The sequence below is a fragment of the Acinetobacter sp. TUM15071 genome, from assembly GCF_008980925.1.
Taxonomy (GTDB): domain Bacteria; phylum Pseudomonadota; class Gammaproteobacteria; order Pseudomonadales; family Moraxellaceae; genus Acinetobacter; species Acinetobacter dispersus.
Map to the genome: position 1 here is coordinate 206,662 of NZ_BKGB01000006.1, position 16,120 is coordinate 222,781.

Consider the following 16,120-nt stretch of genomic DNA (forward strand, 5'->3'; position numbering starts at 1 on the left):
TACAGTAAATTGCACAAACGCACTATAGCAGGCTATGCCAATGTAATAAAATTACAAAACTTTTTTGTACAAATTTCCTTCTGATTTAAAACAGTTTTTTATTCTAAAGAGAAAGAACTTTCCTAACTTTTGAGCCATCCATATGTATAAAATCTTATCACTTTTCCTCGTCACAAGCTGTCTTGGTCTCAGCGGTTGTACAACCACCCTTTTAGACCAAACTTTTCCAAAAGAAAGCACACAGACGACATCCATTACCTTAAAGCAAGATCAGATTATTGCATTAGGTCAAGCCGTCCAAAATCAAACCGAACAGGGATTAGTGTTTATAGGAAAGGATTTTAATTATTTAATGACTGACGGCAGTGCCCAGCTCTTAACACTGCTCAATGCGATTCCAGCAGAACAACGCAGTTTAACCAGTCCCTCGCCTCTGGTACTGACGATGGAAGATCCAAATCATTTCAGTGGAGTACTACAAATTCGCTATAACACGCGAATGGTAGATCTCGATCAAAAGCAAAAAGTCTTATTAAAATCTTTAGGTTTTCGCCAAAACTTTGATTTGATCCAAAATCAGCAAACTGCACCCTATCCTTATATCAATGTATTTTTCAAAGGACAGCTTTATCAAGGATTAGATCACAAAAAAATTCAGCAGAAATTAGCACAACCTTATCCAATTCTTCTCCAGCAACAGATAACGACCACCACCAAGCATCCAGTTAAACGTGCGACCCACATGGTGCTTTATCCTTTAGCTATGGCCTTCGATGTCATTACCGTTACACCAATCTTAATATGGTCTGATATACGGGGTGATTTTAATAAATAAATACCGAATTCAGCCAAGTCTATTGATATCGCAGCTTCTGTTAACTCAACTTTTCATAAGCATAAAAAAACCAGCTCGAAAGCTGGTTTTTTTATTGGCAGGAATTAACCTGTAATCTTTTTATATTTAGAACGTTTTGCTACTGCTGCATCACCTAAACGCGACTGACGGTATGCTTCATATTCGGCATAGTTACCTTCGTAGAACTCAGGCTGTTCATTTTCAAATGACAAGATATGCGTTGCAATACGGTCAAGGAACCAACGGTCATGCGATACCACCATCACTGTACCTGGGAATACCAAGATTGCATCCTCAAGTGCACGTAAGGTTTCGATATCCAAGTCGTTCGATGGTTCATCCAGTAAGATAACGTTTGCACCCAACTGTAAAATTTTCGCAAGTTGTAAACGGTTACGCTCACCACCTGATAATTCGCCTACACGTTTTTGCTGATCTTGGCCTTTAAAGTTAAAGCGACCAATATAAGCACGCGATGCAATTTCATACTCACCGATTTTTAGGATATCTAAACCACCAGAAACTTCTTCCCAGACGGTTTTATTATTATCCAAAGTATCACGGATCTGACCCACGTAAGCCACTTTAACTGACTCACCTAAAGTCACAGTACCCGTATCTGGTTGCTGTTCACCAGTCATCATACGGAATAGCGTTGTCTTACCTGCACCATTCGGACCAACAATACCGACAATCGCTGTAGGCGGGATAGTAAAAGTTAAATCCTTATAAAGCAGACGACCATCAAATGATTTACTGATGCCTTCAACTTCTACAACTTTATTGCCTAGGCGCGGGCCAGGTGGAATATAAATTTCAGAAGTTTCGTTACGCTGTTGGAACTCACGTGAGTTAAGTTCTTCAAAACGCTCCATACGCGCTTTGTTTTTCTTTTGCTGACCTTTGGCATTTGAACGAACCCATTCCAGTTCTTTTTTCAATGCCTTCGCAAAAGATTCTTCTTGCTTGTTTTCTTGCTCTAAACGTGCATTCTTTTGTTCTAACCAAGAAGAATAGTTACCTTGGTAAGGAATACCCATGCCACGGTCAAGTTCAAGAATCCACTCAGCGACGTTATCTAAGAAATAACGGTCATGCGTAATCGCAACGATTGTGCCTGGGAAGTCTTTCAAGAAACGCTCTAACCAAGACACTGACTCAGCATCTAAATGGTTCGTCGGTTCGTCAAGAAGCAACATATCTGGCTTAGAAAGCAATAAACGACATAATGCAACACGACGGCGCTCACCACCTGAAAGCAATGATACATCTGCATCCCAAGCTGGAAGATTCAATGCATCAGCAGCAATTTCAAGCTGGTTATTCAGGTTATGCGCATCCCAAGCATGGATAATTGATTCTAATTTTTCCTGCTCTTTTGCAAGCGCATCAAAATCTGCATCAGGCTCAGCATATTCAGCAAAAACTTGATCAAGACGAGCTAAAGCATCAAGTGCTTCACGCACACCATCTTCAACGTTACCACGAACGTCTTTAGTTGGGTCGAGTGGCGGTTCTTGTTCTAAGTAGCCGATCTTGATTCCTGGTTGTGCACGAGCTTCACCTGAGAAATCTTTATCTACGCCAGCCATAATACGGAGTAAGGTTGACTTACCAGCACCGTTCAAACCAAGCACACCAATTTTTGCGCCTGGGAAAAATGATAAAGAGATGTCTTTCAAGATTTCGCGCTTAGGCGGAACCATTTTCGACACTCGATTCATCGTATAAATATATTGGGCCACGCAGGACTCCTCAAGAAAAACGAATACATCGCAAAATAGCGAATAAAATAATCGGCGTATTATACGCTGAAAACCCAATTGACTTGAAGTTAAGATGACATTTGTTTGTCTGGATCAAAGGATTTTCTTTTGCAAGACATTACAGGTTTGAATTATTTCGTCATTTTCAAAAATAATTGCAACGGCTAAAGGCAGGCTATATCACTAAAATCACTATCAAGCGCAAAAATTATGCACCATTTTGGATAAAATATACGCTAGACTCGATCAATATTTAACACACGTAGATGATGTAATCATGACCTATAAAGATGAAACTTTAGCCATTCATGCGGGATATTCACCAGAAGCAACCACCAAAGCAGTGGCGGTGCCGATTTATCAAACCACCTCTTATGCCTTTGATAATACACAACATGGGGCAGATTTATTTGATCTTAAAGTTCAAGGAAATATCTATACCCGCATTATGAACCCAACCACAGCCGTACTTGAACAACGTATTGCGGCACTTGAAGGTGGCATTGGGGCATTGGCTTTAGCCTCTGGTATGGCAGCAATTACTTACGCGATTCAGACCATTGCCGAAGCAGGTGACAATATCGCGTCCGTATCGACCTTATATGGTGGGACTTATAATTTATTTGCCCATACACTGCCAAAGCAAGGCATTGAAGTGCGTTTCTTCGATTATCAAAATCCTGAAGCATTACGCCAAATTATTGATGAAAAGACCAAACTGGTCTTTGTTGAATCGATTGGTAATCCCCTCGGCAATATTATCGACCTTGAAGCGATTGCCAAGATTGCCCATGAGTATGGCGTGCCTGTTATTGTTGATAATACCGTAGCGACACCTGCCTTATTAAAGCCATTTGAATTTGGTGCGGATATTGTTGTGCATTCGCTGACCAAGTATATCGGCGGACACGGCAATAGCATCGGTGGCGTGATTGTCGATAGCGGCAAGTTTCCTTGGAGCAAATATCCTGAACGCTTTAAAGCTTTAAATACACCTGACCCAAGCTATCACGGTGTGAATTATGTCGAGGTATTGGGTGAAGCCGCTTTTATTGCGCGTGCGCGCGTGGTGCCATTACGTAATACTGGTGCAGCAATTAGTCCATTAAGCGTATTCTTAATCCTACAAGGACTGGAAACCTTAAATCTGCGGATGGAACGTCATACTGAAAATGCCATCAAAATTGCCGAATATTTAAAACAACATGCAAAAGTGAAGTGGGTAAATTATGCTGGTCTAAAAGACCATCCACAGCACCATTTGGCACAAAAGTATGTGAAAGGTAAACCTTCTGCAATCCTTTCTTTCGGTGTTCAGGATGGTCTGGCAGGCGGCACCCGCTTTATTGATGCATTACAGCTATTTACGCGTCTGGTGAATATCGGAGATGCCAAAAGTCTAGCTTGCCATCCAGCCACGACAACCCACCGCCAACTCAATGCAGAAGAGCTCAAATCAGCAGGCGTCAGTGAAGACTTAGTGCGTTTATCTATTGGGATTGAGCATGTCGATGATCTGATTGCAGACCTAGAACAGGCCCTTGCACAAGTTTAATTTTAATGAAATCAATAAGCCCCTCTTCAGGGGCTTATTTTTTGTGCAAAAGTTAAAAAATATAATTGCTTTTTCAACTATTACAAGATCTTGTTTTAGAGCTTTTACTCTAAAAAACACATTATTTTTCAAAGATTTACACTAGACAAACAAAAAATATCGGTTAATATTACATCAAAATAAAGTGTAGTGTTTAATCGTAATAAGAAGGCATTGCAAACAACAGCGTGATTAATGTAGGTAACTTACATGAATGCAAAACTCAAAAAACTTTTTCAGCAAAAAGTCGACGGTAAAACAATCATTGTCACAGGAGCATCAAGTGGTATTGGTTTAACGGTTTCAAAATACCTTGCTCAAGCAGGTGCCCATGTCTTATTGCTCGCTCGTACCAAAGAGAAGTTAGATGAGGTCAAAGCTGAGATCGAGGCTGAAGGTGGAAAAGCGACCGTATTTCCATGTGATCTCAATGATATGGAATCTATTGATGCGGTTTCAAAAGAAATCTTAGCAGCAGTAGATCACATTGATATTCTTGTAAATAACGCAGGACGTTCAATCCGTCGTGCGGTACATGAGTCGGTTGATCGTTTCCATGACTTCGAACGTACCATGCAGTTAAATTACTTTGGTGCAGTACGTTTAGTGTTGAATGTTTTACCGCACATGATGCAGCGTAAAGACGGCCAAATCATTAACATCAGCTCGATTGGTGTTCTTGCCAACGCAACGCGCTTTTCTGCTTACGTTGCGTCTAAAGCTGCATTGGATGCATTTAGTCGTTGTTTATCTGCGGAAGTTCACTCACACAAAATTGCGATTACCTCTATCTATATGCCTTTGGTCCGCACGCCAATGATCGCGCCAACTAAAATTTATAAATATGTACCAACGCTTTCACCTGAAGAAGCAGCTGATTTAATTGCCTATGCGATCGTGAAGCGTCCGAAAAAGATCGCAACCAATTTAGGCCGACTTGCATCGATTACCTATGCAATTGCACCAGACATTAACAACATTTTAATGTCGATTGGTTTCAACTTATTCCCAAGCTCTACCGCGTCTGTTGGTGAGCAAGAAAAGTTGAATTTAATTCAGCGTGCTTATGCGCGTTTGTTCCCAGGTGAACATTGGTAATCCATTTTAAAAATTCAAAAACAGCCGATCTTTTGATTGGCTGTTTTTTTAGAAAAAATATCTATGAAGGGGTGATTTGATTCATCCAATCAGTTGTTTTACGGATCGCTAGTTCTAAATTTCCCATCGAAATCTGCCAATGCTGTTGAAACTGCGTCAATCGTTCTCGATCCAGCTGTTCTGTTCTTAGAAAACTTAGCATTTCCGGAGACATTTCTAATGTTTTCGCCAACCATTGCCATTTTAAAATAAGCCTTAGCAGTCCAACTGGTACATGTCTGGTTGGTGCACTCACCTGTAATTGATCTGCAATCATTCGAGTGAGTTGATGCAAAGCCAGATTATTTTCACTGACAGCCAACATCGCTTGATTCGACAAAGTCATATCCACAGAAGCACTGACCATTATCCGACATAGGTCATCGACCCGAACCAAAGGTAGATAATGCTGAGCCGTTGCAGGGATGGCACTCATTTTTCCCCGTTTGAGCAAATCAATCATTTGCGCGATCGGCTGATTCGTGGGAATTTCACCAGACACATCATCGCCAACCACTGTTGCTGGGTGGATAATCGTCCAATCTACCGATAGCTGTTCTGCTTGCTGTATCCATGCAAAATGGGCTTCTATCTTGGATGCTTCATAAGCCCCCAGATGCTGATACACAGATTGCCACTCTGTACGCTCAGGTTGTTCAAGAAAAACTCCTGCTTGCTGTAAATGACCCGTGATCGTCAACATATAACCCGAAACATGTACTGCGCGCTTCAAAGCACAATATTGCTGAACACAAGTTAATAAATTCAATGCACCTTCGACATTTACGGCCCGCGCTTGTTGCATACTCAGGTTCCACGCAAACAACGCACTACTATTATATAAAGTATCCACTGCACTTAGTTTTTGCCAATCTTGCTCGCTGATGGCAAGCTTAGCCTGTGTCACATCACCTTGAATAAAGCTCAATTGATTCAAGGACACACCTTTTTGACTGAGCCAATTTGTGAGCACGGATTGTTGTTTAGCTTGATTCCGGATTAAGGCAAAAACCCTATGCCCTTGTTTTAATAATTCTAAAATTAAATAGCGACCAATAAATCCTGTCGCACCTGCGACCAATGCGACTTGTTGATCTTGCTGAGTTTTTAAGTTGTTATGCGCCATCTCATATGCTCTTTTGATTGAATGTAGGCATAAGCTAAAGTATGGAGTACACTCTATGGTCAAGTCATTTTTTAGACATATTCAAGAATAATAAGGATGATCACCATGTTAATTGGACAATTGGCAAAACAGACGGATTTAAGTCGGGATACCATTCGCTTTTATGAAAAAATGCAGTTGATCCAGTCCATCACCTGTAATAATGGCTATAAAGATTATTCAGAACAAACGCTGCAACAGTTACAACTGATTCGTACCGCAAAAAATCTTGGATTCTCGCTCAATGAAATTAAGCAGATTTTAGCGATGACAGCCCAAGATGAAATCCCTGCCTCACAAGTACAAAATATTTTCCAAGACAAGTTAGATTTGATAGATGAGAAGATTGCACAGCTTCATCAAATCAGAACGATGTTAAGTCGATTTACTCAGGGTGAAGCGTGTCCATTGAGAAAAGATTGTCCGATTCCAGACCTCAATCAATTGCTTTAAGAACTTTCTAGAATGACCGCAACTGCCCATGTGTATAAACTAAAACTTATCCACAGCCTTGCTGCATTAATCATCAGTAGCGTCTGTTAATTTTGTTTCTAGCATATTTTCTGGATCACTTATTTCCAATCCGATTGCCACACTCACCTTCCAAGACAAGCACTCCATGTCTTGAATTGAAAATAAAAAGATAAAAATCCTAAAAATGTCTTCATTACAATCCATTTACATAACATTAGCTTGTTCTTGTTCCTAGATTGTCTCCTGATACAGCTCAATTAATTGCTTTTAAAAACATTAAATTTTCAATATTGGCCATTCTGACATTCTTTATCCGTCAATGATTTAGCTAAAAAACCAGCCTTATTCTCCCTATCTAAAAATACATTCATAAAAAGCATACAAAATAGTGTCATTTTCATGCTTCTTTAGCGGTATATAACATTCTGTAAAGATTCAGTTACAGAATCTTGCTTGGTTGAAAAGGAACATATATGAGTCAGACATATAGCAAGGAAGAAAAAAGAAGTCGTATCAAAGGTATCGTCGGTGCGGCATCAGGGAATTTAGTTGAGTGGTTCGATTTCTATATTTATGCCGTTTTTGCTGCCTATTTTACCCATGCATTGACCGCTCCAGATATGGAACCAACCACCAAAGCCATTTATGTGTGGGGGGTGTTTGGTGCCAGCTTTTTCATGCGCCCAATCGGCAGTTGGTTATTCGGACGTATTGCTGACCGTCAAGGCCGTAAGCAGTCTATGGTCATTTCCATTTGCTTAATGGCACTCAGTTCATTTCTGTTTGCAGCCTTACCCACTTATGATCAAGTCGGAATGTGGGCACCCTTTTTACTGCTCATGGTTCGATTACTGCAAGGCCTCTCTGTCGGTGGTGAGTATGGTGCTGTTGCGACCTATATGAGTGAACTCGGCTTAAAAGGGCAACGAGGCTTCTTTGCATCATTCCAGTACGTCACTCTTTCAGGTGGTCAGTTACTTGCAAGTTTACTCGGGGTGATCTTGCTGGGCTTTATGACTGAACAGCAATTGAATGATGGTGGCTGGCGTATTCCTTTCGTCATCGGCGGTATTGCTGCATTATTGTCTTTACTTGCGCGTAGTCGTTTAGAAGAAACCTTGTCACATGAAGATGCTGACCGTGAAGAATCAGGTAGCTTAGTTGCCCTGCTTAAACAGCATTGGAAAACTTTCCTATTGGTTGTCGGCTATACATCAGCTGGTTCACTCACCTTCTATGTGGTCACGGTTTATTCAAAAACCTACCTCACCAATATTGGTATGGATGGCAAAACCGTTGGCTTTATCATGACCACGGCGCTATTTGTATTCATGTTGGCACAACCATTGTTCGGCATGTTGTCAGATCGCATTGGCCGTCGTGCTTCCATGTTGGCATTCAGTTTACTCAGCGCAATCTTTATTTATCCTGTCATGGTCACAGGTATGCGCAGCTTTGCTGACTCCCCTGTGATTATCACCCTGTTACTGATTTTCTTGATGATGTTGCTGAGCTTCTATACCTCTATCAGTGGTCTAGTCAAAGCTGAAATGTTCCCGCCGCATGTTCGTGCGTTAGGTGTAGGTTTCTCCTATGCGGTGGGTAATGCGCTCTTTGGCGGTTCCGCGCCATCGGTAGCGTTATTATTTAAAGATGCAGGCATTGAAAATACCTTCTTCGTATACGTTATTATCATGTTATTGATCTGTTTCATATGTAGCTGGGCATTACCGAAAAAGCCTGAATATCTTGAACATGACCACTAAATAAATTGTGTCCTAAATCTAAACCACCTTTGTAAAAAGCAAAGGTGGTTTTTTATTTTGAGCGTTATTGCAAATAAGGATTTAAATTCACAAGCTGCTTAAACCCACTCTGTACCAGCATAGCAGTACGAGATCGAGGCCGTTGCTGTGCTTCCTGTTGAGTAAATTTAATCATAATCTGATTATAATCAAGACGCGGGTATCTTTGCTGTAATTGCTGTCTAAACAGTTCTGAAAACTCAAAACCACGACTGCCGATGACGTCACAACTGGCCGCTTGTTGCAGCAAATGCGCTTCTATCCCCTCATCGAGCCCAACATAAGGATTCATATGCATACTGATCACCTCAAAAAGTTGATCCGCGCGTGCAGGTCGCCACCCCTGTTCAAGAGACCAATCTCTTGCAGCATAAGCGCCCTGTCCTGCAAAACAACGACAATGTTGATGATGCTGATAATGTTGTTCTGTCATACCTAAATCATGCAATAAGCACGACACTGCTAATAATTCATCATCATGTTGCATGTTTTGCATTTTGGCAAAAGCAATGGCATAACACCATGTACGAAGACAATGATTTTGCAGAGACGTTGAGCTACAGGACTGCATCTCCTCTAAAGCTCGTTGCACATCTACGCTATCAGGCAAAATAAGATCATCCAGACGCAATTCGTGCTGAACAGTCGGTCTGCTGCGATTCGCTAAACTATACATTTTTATACTCTGTTTCAACACAGGAAAGAGGCTATGCCTCAACAGCAACATACGATCTTTTAAGGATAAATCACCTGAGGTTTGCATCATCCAAGCTTGTCGGCCAATTTGCATTTTTGTCTCTTTTTAAAATTAGAGCAATTACTCTAATTTTTACTCAAAAGAATTACGAAAGTCAAAAGTATAGCGATCAGTTTTATAGTTTCTTACGACTACATCTATATTTAAAAGACCATTTTTCTCACACTTATCACATAATTTAAAAAGCAACTTAAACCGCATTATTGGCTAAAATTAAACATTTTGTTCATTTAATCCGCTTTTTGCGTAGTTTTTATTCTTATTTTTAAGAATTAATTAAGTTTTTATGCATAATGGACGGCGCTTTATTTTTTATTTTTGGTGTATTTTTTAACACTTTTCCAATGACAAGAGGTTACAACTTAAGGGAGTAAATAATGCTGACGCTGATCGGTATTCTAATTATTGTGACGATTGTCGTGCTGCTGATGTCTGGAAAAACCAGTCCTATTGTAGCCATGTCGATTGTTCCTCTTATTGGCGCCCTCATTGCTGGTTTTTCGATTAGCGAGATTTCTGGCTTCTTTGAAGCTGGTCTAGCCAAAGTGACCAAAGTAGCGACCATGTTTTTATTCGCTATTTTATTTTTCAGTATATTAAAAGAATTACATGTCTTTGACCCCATGATTAAACGTATGGTTCAAATGACGCGTGGCAATATGGTGATTGTTGCCGTGATGACTACTGTGATTGCCGCAATTGTGCATCTGGATGGTTCTGGTGCTGCAACCTTCCTGATTATTATTCCTGCCTTACTTCCCCTGTACCGAAAACTCGGCATGAGCCCCTATCTGATGCTATTGCTGATGGCGGGTAGTATGGGTGTGATGAATATGGTGCCATGGGGCGGACCTTTAGGACGTGCTTCAGCCGCGACAGGTTTAGATGCTGCCACACTCTGGCATAGCCTGATTCCCGTTCAAGTGGCGGGTGTTGCAGGGATGATGGTATTTGCCGTATTTATGGGCTTACGTGAGAAAAAACGCATTCTCGCAGCCCAAGCTCTCGGTACCACGCCATTTGAACAAGACTGCATGGCCAAAGACCTTGCCGAAGATATTCAGGAAGATGCCAAACCAAAGAATCTATGGTTTAACCTCAGTCTGATTGTTGCTGCCATTATCTGTCTAGCTTTTGGACTATTCTCTGCACCTTATGTGTTTATGATTGCCCTTGCATTGGTCTTGATCGTCAATTTCCCGCAGCCGAAAACACAGATTGAAGTGATTGGTCGCCATGCACCTCAAGCATTGAGCATGGTTGCCATTATTTTTGCTGCAGGTGCATTCCTCGGAATTTTGTCTGAGTCAGGTATGTTGCAATCGATTGCCTTGGATTTAATTAAAATTCTACCAAGCACATGGATCGGTAGTTTGCATATTCTAGTCGGGATCTTAGGTGTCCCGATGGACATCTTTACCAGTACCGATGCCTATTACTTTGCGCTATTACCGATTGTGCAAGAAGTTACCGCTACCGCTGGAGTGAATGCTGACTCGGTCGTGTACGCCATGGCGATTGGTAACAACGCAGGAACATTTGTGAGTCCATTCTCACCTGCAACTTGGCTTGCAGTTGGACTGACAGGCACCGATATGGGACGTCATTTACGCTATTCATTTGGATGGATCTGGTTATTCAGCTTCTTTACCTTAGGCGCTGGCTTCTTACTTGGTCTTTATTAATCCTTGCCAAAATAAAAAAGCATACTCGGGTATGCTTTTTTATTGCCTGCATGCTTCACCCATCTAAATCGAGCATCCGCTTTCCAATTATAGTTTGGTTTTTAACAACTCATCTAACCAGTCGATAAAGTCCTGAAAATATTTAGGGCGGTATTGGCGATCGGTTAACAACAGGCTGACAGGTGACTGTAAGCTTGGAATATCGGTAAATAATTGCTGTAACTGTCCTTGCTGTACATAAGGCGCTGCATCAAATTCAGGAATTTGAATCATGCCAATGCCTGCTAAACCTGCCTGAATATAGGCCTCAGTATTCTCAACCAATAAACGATAAGGCATTTTGACTCGATGCGCTTGGAATAAAAGCTCACTCCACTCTCGATAATGTTTAGCGACATGGTAATCCACGGCGAAGTGCTGTTGTAGTTCTTCAAAACGTTGAGGTTCGCCAAACTCTGCCAAATATTGCGGTGCTGCCACAGTCCATATTTCGGTTTGGGCAATGGGGCGAATCAGCAAATATTCATCCTGAACTTGTCCGACGCGTACCACACAATCCAGCTGTTGCTCGATTAAATTAGAAAAATCATCACTGCCATTCACTAACACCTTTACTTTGGGATAACGTTGATAAAACGCAGATAAATGAGGAATCAGAACTTGTGTGGCTAAGCGTTTCGGCATACCAATACTGATCTTACCTTCCTGACTACGCACATGTGTTTTAAAACGATTCAGCTCTTTTAACTGTGTCACCAAACGCACGGCTTCATCGTAAAACAAACTACCTTCATGGGTTAATGCCACTTTACGCGTGGTGCGATAAAACAGTAATACCTCATATTCTTTTTCCAGTGTTTGAATCGCATAAGTGACATTGGAACGCGGTAATCCCAATTGCAGCGCTGCTTGTGCAAAAGACTGCTTCTCTGCCACCAAACAAAAGATTTTTAAACGATCAATCTTATCCATTTTTATTGTTCAACTTTTTTGCACAATCAGTTCAATACTAACAACTATTTCAAACAAATAAATTCAATTAGCATGTTTTTTATGCAAAACAACATCAGGACAAACACATGTCACAACATCATTTAAATGGAAAAACCGTATTGATCACAGGCGGCGCAAAAAACTTAGGCGGCTTGATTTCACGTAAGTTTGCTGAACAAGGTGCAAATTTATTGATTCATTACAACAGTGCTGCCACCCAAGCCGATGCCGAACAAACTTTAAAAGATGTACAGGCACTCGGCGCAAAAGCCGTTTTGGTACAAGCTGATTTATCCGATATTCAAAATATTGAGCAATTGTTTATCACCGCTAAAGAAAACTTCGGTGGCGTGGATATTGCGATTAATACGGTAGGTCGTGTGCTGAAAAAACCATATTTAGACACCACCGAACAAGAGTTTGATGGCATGAATGACATCAACAATAAAATTGCCTATTTCTTTATTCAATCGGCAGGTCGTCATCTCAATGACAATGGAAAGATCTGTACCATCGTGACCAGTTTACTTGCAGCGTATACTGGGCTTTATTCAACTTATGAAGGCTTAAAAGCACCCGTCGAACATTATACTCGTGCGGCATCCAAAGAGTTTGGTGAACGTGGTATCTCCGTTACTGCTGTTGCGCCAGGTCCAATGGATACGCCATTTTTCTACGGTCAAGAAGCACCAGAAGCCGTGGCCTATCATAAATCAGCATCTGCTTTAGGTGGCTTAACCAAGATCGAAGATATTGAACCGTTGGTTCGCTTTCTAGTGACAGATGGCTGGTGGATTACTGGACAAACCATTTTTGCCAATGGTGGTTATACCACCCGTTAAGTCGGATACTGACAACGATTTGGGCATTCAACCGCAATGCCCAAACACACTAAGGCAAGAAAAATACCAAAGCATAGAAACACGTCAAACTGAGAATAATGGTCAATAGAGTATGTTTCACCTTATACGCAATGATGACGGTTAAAATCGTCGCCAAAAAATATGGATTCAATAAAGTCGAACGAAATGCGCCATGTTCATCCATAAACACAATCGGCGTTGCAATCGCAGTCAATAAACACGGTGCAGAATACTGTAAGGATTGTTGAAACCATTTCGGTAATCGCAACGGAATATTCGGTTCCAGCAAAATATAGCGGTTCATAAACACCACCACAGCCAGAATAATCAAAAGGAACCAAGTCATGCCACACGCTCGCGTAAATTCTGTAAACAAGTCGCGGTTAGCATCCCGATTACCCCTGCCAAGATCGCGGCACTCTTAATGCCTAGACTCAGAAAAACCAAGGTTAACAGTACCGATACCAACACACCGACCAACGTATTTATGTTTTTAATAAACGGAATCACAATGGCGATAAAGGTCGCAACAATCGAAAAGTCTAAGTGATATTGATCAAGATTCGGTACCGATGAGGCAAGCAGCACCCCACAAATGCTAAACAAGACCCAGCACAGATAAAAACAGCTTCCAGCACCCAATAAATAGTAAATATAGTGTTGCTGCTTTTTAATACTCACCGCAAATAATTCATCAGTCAGCAAAAAGCCCAATAGCAAGCGATGTTTTAAAGGCTGTTTGGAAATGTCTTCACGCAGATACAGTGCATATAGATAATGCTGTGTGGTAATCAGAAATACTGAAATGATGATGGTGAATGCGGGCGTTCCTGCCATCACTAAACCTAAGGTCATCAACTGCGCTGCACCTGCAAAAACCAAAGCCGACATGCCAATCGCTTGTGCAGTACTCAGCCCTGCCTGAATCGCCATCGAGCCTGCCAATAGCCCCCACGGCAATACTGCAAAACACAGCGGCAGGATTTTAATTACTCCATTGAGAAATGCCCGTGATACCGTCATTGGCCTATCATCGGTTATGCTTTCACTTAACATCAAAATCACAATTGCTCATAAAAGACCTTATGACTATGCCAAAATTTGATAAGAGAGAATTGTATAAAATTGCTGTTTTATTTGAGATAAGAAATATAACCACCAGGGGTAATACCAAATGTCTGACGAAAATGACGACTGAAATGACTCTGATCTGAAAAACCACATTGCTGTGAAACTTCAGATAAATTTAGTCCTTGTCTTAACAATCTTTGCGACTTCTGCAAACGCGCCTGTACCAACCATGCATGCGGTGACAATCCGACATGTTTTTTAAATTGGCGTAAGAAATGCCATTGGCTGAGATTAGCCATTTCTGCAAGTGTAGCCAATGAAAACTCTTGCTCAGGCATACTTGCCATAAAATCCTTGATATTGAGGATGCGCTGTTTGGCACTGCTTAAATCGGTTGCTTGCGGCTTGACCTGACTGTATTTAGATACGAGCCAAGCAATGGTGGATAAAAATAGGGTTTGTTTAAGCAAAGTATTGTTGGGCTGCTCTAATAAATCGAATAAGAGACGAAATTGTTGGGCTAAGCCTTCGTCATGCAATACCGCTTCTCTAAACCACGGTGCTGTGCCATGTATGGTCGTGAGGTCTCGTGTCAATTCATAAAACACTTCAGGCGTTGGATAAATGGCACGATAGCGCCATCCCGTTTCTACAGCAGAAGAACCTGTATGAACCTCATCGGCATTGACCAAAATAATATCGCCCTGTGGTGCAACATGATTGCCCCCTGTGCGATAGAAACGTTGTGCCCCTTCTTCAATTACACCAATACAAAATCCTTCATGAACATGTCGTGAGAATTCCTGCTGATAGTAACTAGCTTTCAGCATTTCCAGACCACCTAGTTCTTCTAGATGTAAGTAATCGACTTGTTCACGAGGTCTTCGCGACATCAAGACCTCCTTTGAATTCTTTGCATTGTGTCAGGTTAACGCGATTTAGATAGATTTATAGAACAAAATTGCTGTTTTCATAAAAATCAGTAGATAATTTATCTTTATGCAAAACATAACGTTATAATTAAAACAATTGATAATTTATATTCGACTTATGCCTGTACACGCTCAGCCCTCTCCAAACACAGTGTTAATGTGTGATTTTAATGGTTATATTGATCCAGAAATTAATAAGAAACGCCCTGTAGTAATTGTTTCTAGGCACCCTCATAACCGTAGACTTGTAACGATTGTTCCTTTAAGCACAACTCAACCTACAATATTGTCTGATTACCATCATGAAATAATTAGTCCACTAAATCACACACAATGCTGGGCTAAGTGTGATCTAATTTATACAATCTCAATTGATAGATTAGATCGATGTAAAATTATCGAAAATGGTCAAAAGAAATGGACTGGAAAACTAAGCTTGGAAGAAGACGATTATAATAAAATTCGCCAAAGCGTTGCAAAATACCTAGGAATGAAACTATAATTTAACTGTTCCTTTTAAGGACCTAGGAGACTCTGGTAACAGAGCCAGTATATACATTGGCGATGACAAGCCCGTTTATACTGCTTTTAAGGGCACGAAAGTGCCCTTTGTCATTTTATTGTTTCTCCATTTTTGCTAAGTCCATCGTTTTCCCAACGTTTATCCCTAATTGAATTATTGGGTACAAATTTCCAAATCGCGATTTTATAAAAAAATCTATTGCTTTTATTGCCATGAGTACTTGTAGTTTCAAACCAATTAAATGCCTTACTCCCTCTAAAAATAGCATCTATCCTTCGCAGCTCATCATATACAAATTTTGAAAGTTCTTTTCGCGTCTTCTGTATTTTACTAATTCGAGATTGTCCTGCTTGTCGATCTTCATACATTTTATTTCCATAGTAACCCGCTGATCCCATTAATAAATCACAACATTGTAGACTACGGGAAACCCTACTATTTAAAAATTTGATTTCAATAGTCAAATCAATTCTATTTAAATAAATTGGTAGTTCTTTGC

The 16,120-nt window shown here is 40.8% G+C and carries 15 protein-coding genes and 1 pseudogene; 8 read left to right on the forward strand and 8 right to left on the reverse strand.

Annotated elements, in window-relative coordinates:
* Positions 1-142: 142 nt before the first annotated feature.
* A complete protein-coding gene (locus GBI66_RS08055; protein WP_151715719.1) occupies positions 143-835 on the forward strand; it encodes a hypothetical protein in 693 nt (230 codons plus the stop codon).
* 104 nt (positions 836-939) lie between these two features.
* On the opposite strand, the gene ettA is transcribed toward GBI66_RS08055, so the two are convergent.
* Entirely contained in the window at positions 940-2,601 is a 1,662-nt protein-coding gene (gene ettA / locus GBI66_RS08060; protein WP_005185595.1) for an energy-dependent translational throttle protein EttA, read from the reverse strand.
* 298 nt (positions 2,602-2,899) lie between these two features.
* Here ettA and GBI66_RS08065 point away from each other — a divergent pair, with 298 nt between their 5' ends.
* Positions 2,900-4,177, forward strand: coding sequence for an O-acetylhomoserine aminocarboxypropyltransferase/cysteine synthase family protein (locus GBI66_RS08065; RefSeq protein ID WP_151715720.1), 1,278 nt, complete (start codon positions 2,900-2,902; stop codon positions 4,175-4,177).
* A 249-nt stretch (positions 4,178-4,426) separates the two neighbouring features.
* The gene (locus tag GBI66_RS08070) at positions 4,427-5,314 is read left to right on the forward strand and encodes an SDR family NAD(P)-dependent oxidoreductase (RefSeq protein WP_004803857.1); all 888 of its coding nucleotides are present in this window, start codon (positions 4,427-4,429) and stop codon (positions 5,312-5,314) included.
* A 61-nt stretch (positions 5,315-5,375) separates the two neighbouring features.
* Here GBI66_RS08070 and GBI66_RS08075 read toward each other — a convergent pair whose 3' ends face one another.
* The gene (locus tag GBI66_RS08075; RefSeq protein ID WP_151715721.1) at positions 5,376-6,479 is read right to left on the reverse strand and encodes an SDR family NAD(P)-dependent oxidoreductase; all 1,104 of its coding nucleotides are present in this window, start codon (positions 6,477-6,479) and stop codon (positions 5,376-5,378) included.
* A gap of 105 nt (positions 6,480-6,584) precedes the next feature.
* Here GBI66_RS08075 and GBI66_RS08080 point away from each other — a divergent pair, with 105 nt between their 5' ends.
* Complete coding sequence (locus tag GBI66_RS08080; RefSeq protein ID WP_151715722.1) at positions 6,585-6,971, forward strand: MerR family DNA-binding protein; 387 nt, start codon at positions 6,585-6,587, stop codon at positions 6,969-6,971.
* Between the two features lie 494 nt (positions 6,972-7,465).
* Positions 7,466-8,758: an MFS transporter gene (locus tag GBI66_RS08085; RefSeq protein WP_151715723.1), complete on the forward strand. Its 1,293-nt coding sequence runs from the start codon at positions 7,466-7,468 to the stop codon at positions 8,756-8,758.
* Positions 8,759-8,822: 64 nt separating this feature from the next.
* Here the strand turns inward: GBI66_RS08085 and GBI66_RS08090 are convergent, their stop codons facing one another.
* On the reverse strand, positions 8,823-9,587 hold the full coding sequence (locus tag GBI66_RS08090) for an HD domain-containing protein (RefSeq protein ID WP_151715724.1): 765 nt from the start codon (positions 9,585-9,587) through the stop codon (positions 8,823-8,825).
* Between the two features lie 344 nt (positions 9,588-9,931).
* On the opposite strand from GBI66_RS08090, the gene GBI66_RS08095 reads away from it, so the two are divergent.
* Complete coding sequence (locus tag GBI66_RS08095) at positions 9,932-11,239, forward strand: CitMHS family transporter (RefSeq protein WP_151715725.1); 1,308 nt, start codon at positions 9,932-9,934, stop codon at positions 11,237-11,239.
* A gap of 87 nt (positions 11,240-11,326) precedes the next feature.
* Here GBI66_RS08095 and GBI66_RS08100 read toward each other — a convergent pair whose 3' ends face one another.
* Entirely contained in the window at positions 11,327-12,211 is an 885-nt protein-coding gene (locus GBI66_RS08100) for a LysR family transcriptional regulator (protein ID WP_151715726.1), read from the reverse strand.
* 107 nt (positions 12,212-12,318) lie between these two features.
* Between GBI66_RS08100 and GBI66_RS08105 the strand changes: the two genes are divergently transcribed.
* Positions 12,319-13,074: an SDR family oxidoreductase gene (locus GBI66_RS08105; protein WP_151715727.1), complete on the forward strand. Its 756-nt coding sequence runs from the start codon at positions 12,319-12,321 to the stop codon at positions 13,072-13,074.
* A 49-nt stretch (positions 13,075-13,123) separates the two neighbouring features.
* Here GBI66_RS08105 and GBI66_RS08110 read toward each other — a convergent pair whose 3' ends face one another.
* The 3 genes from GBI66_RS08110 to GBI66_RS08120 form a co-directional block, all read right to left on the reverse strand.
* Positions 13,124-13,441, reverse strand: a complete 318-nt coding sequence (locus GBI66_RS08110; protein WP_151715728.1) for an AzlD domain-containing protein — start codon at positions 13,439-13,441, stop codon at positions 13,124-13,126.
* On the reverse strand, positions 13,438-14,151 hold the full coding sequence (locus tag GBI66_RS08115; RefSeq protein ID WP_151715729.1) for an AzlC family ABC transporter permease: 714 nt from the start codon (positions 14,149-14,151) through the stop codon (positions 13,438-13,440). The genes GBI66_RS08110 and GBI66_RS08115 overlap by 4 nt, the downstream gene beginning before the upstream one ends.
* Before the next feature lie 77 nt (positions 14,152-14,228).
* On the reverse strand, positions 14,229-15,059 hold the full coding sequence (locus GBI66_RS08120; protein WP_151715730.1) for an AraC family transcriptional regulator: 831 nt from the start codon (positions 15,057-15,059) through the stop codon (positions 14,229-14,231).
* Between the two features lie 196 nt (positions 15,060-15,255).
* On the opposite strand from GBI66_RS08120, the gene GBI66_RS19860 reads away from it, so the two are divergent.
* Positions 15,256-15,600 (forward strand): type II toxin-antitoxin system PemK/MazF family toxin, encoded by a 345-nt coding sequence (locus tag GBI66_RS19860; RefSeq protein ID WP_151715736.1) that lies wholly within the window; start codon positions 15,256-15,258, stop codon positions 15,598-15,600.
* A 110-nt stretch (positions 15,601-15,710) separates the two neighbouring features.
* On the opposite strand, the pseudogene GBI66_RS19440 reads toward GBI66_RS19860, so the two are convergent.
* A pseudogene (locus GBI66_RS19440) lies at positions 15,711-16,120 on the reverse strand (hypothetical protein); the annotation flags it as partial.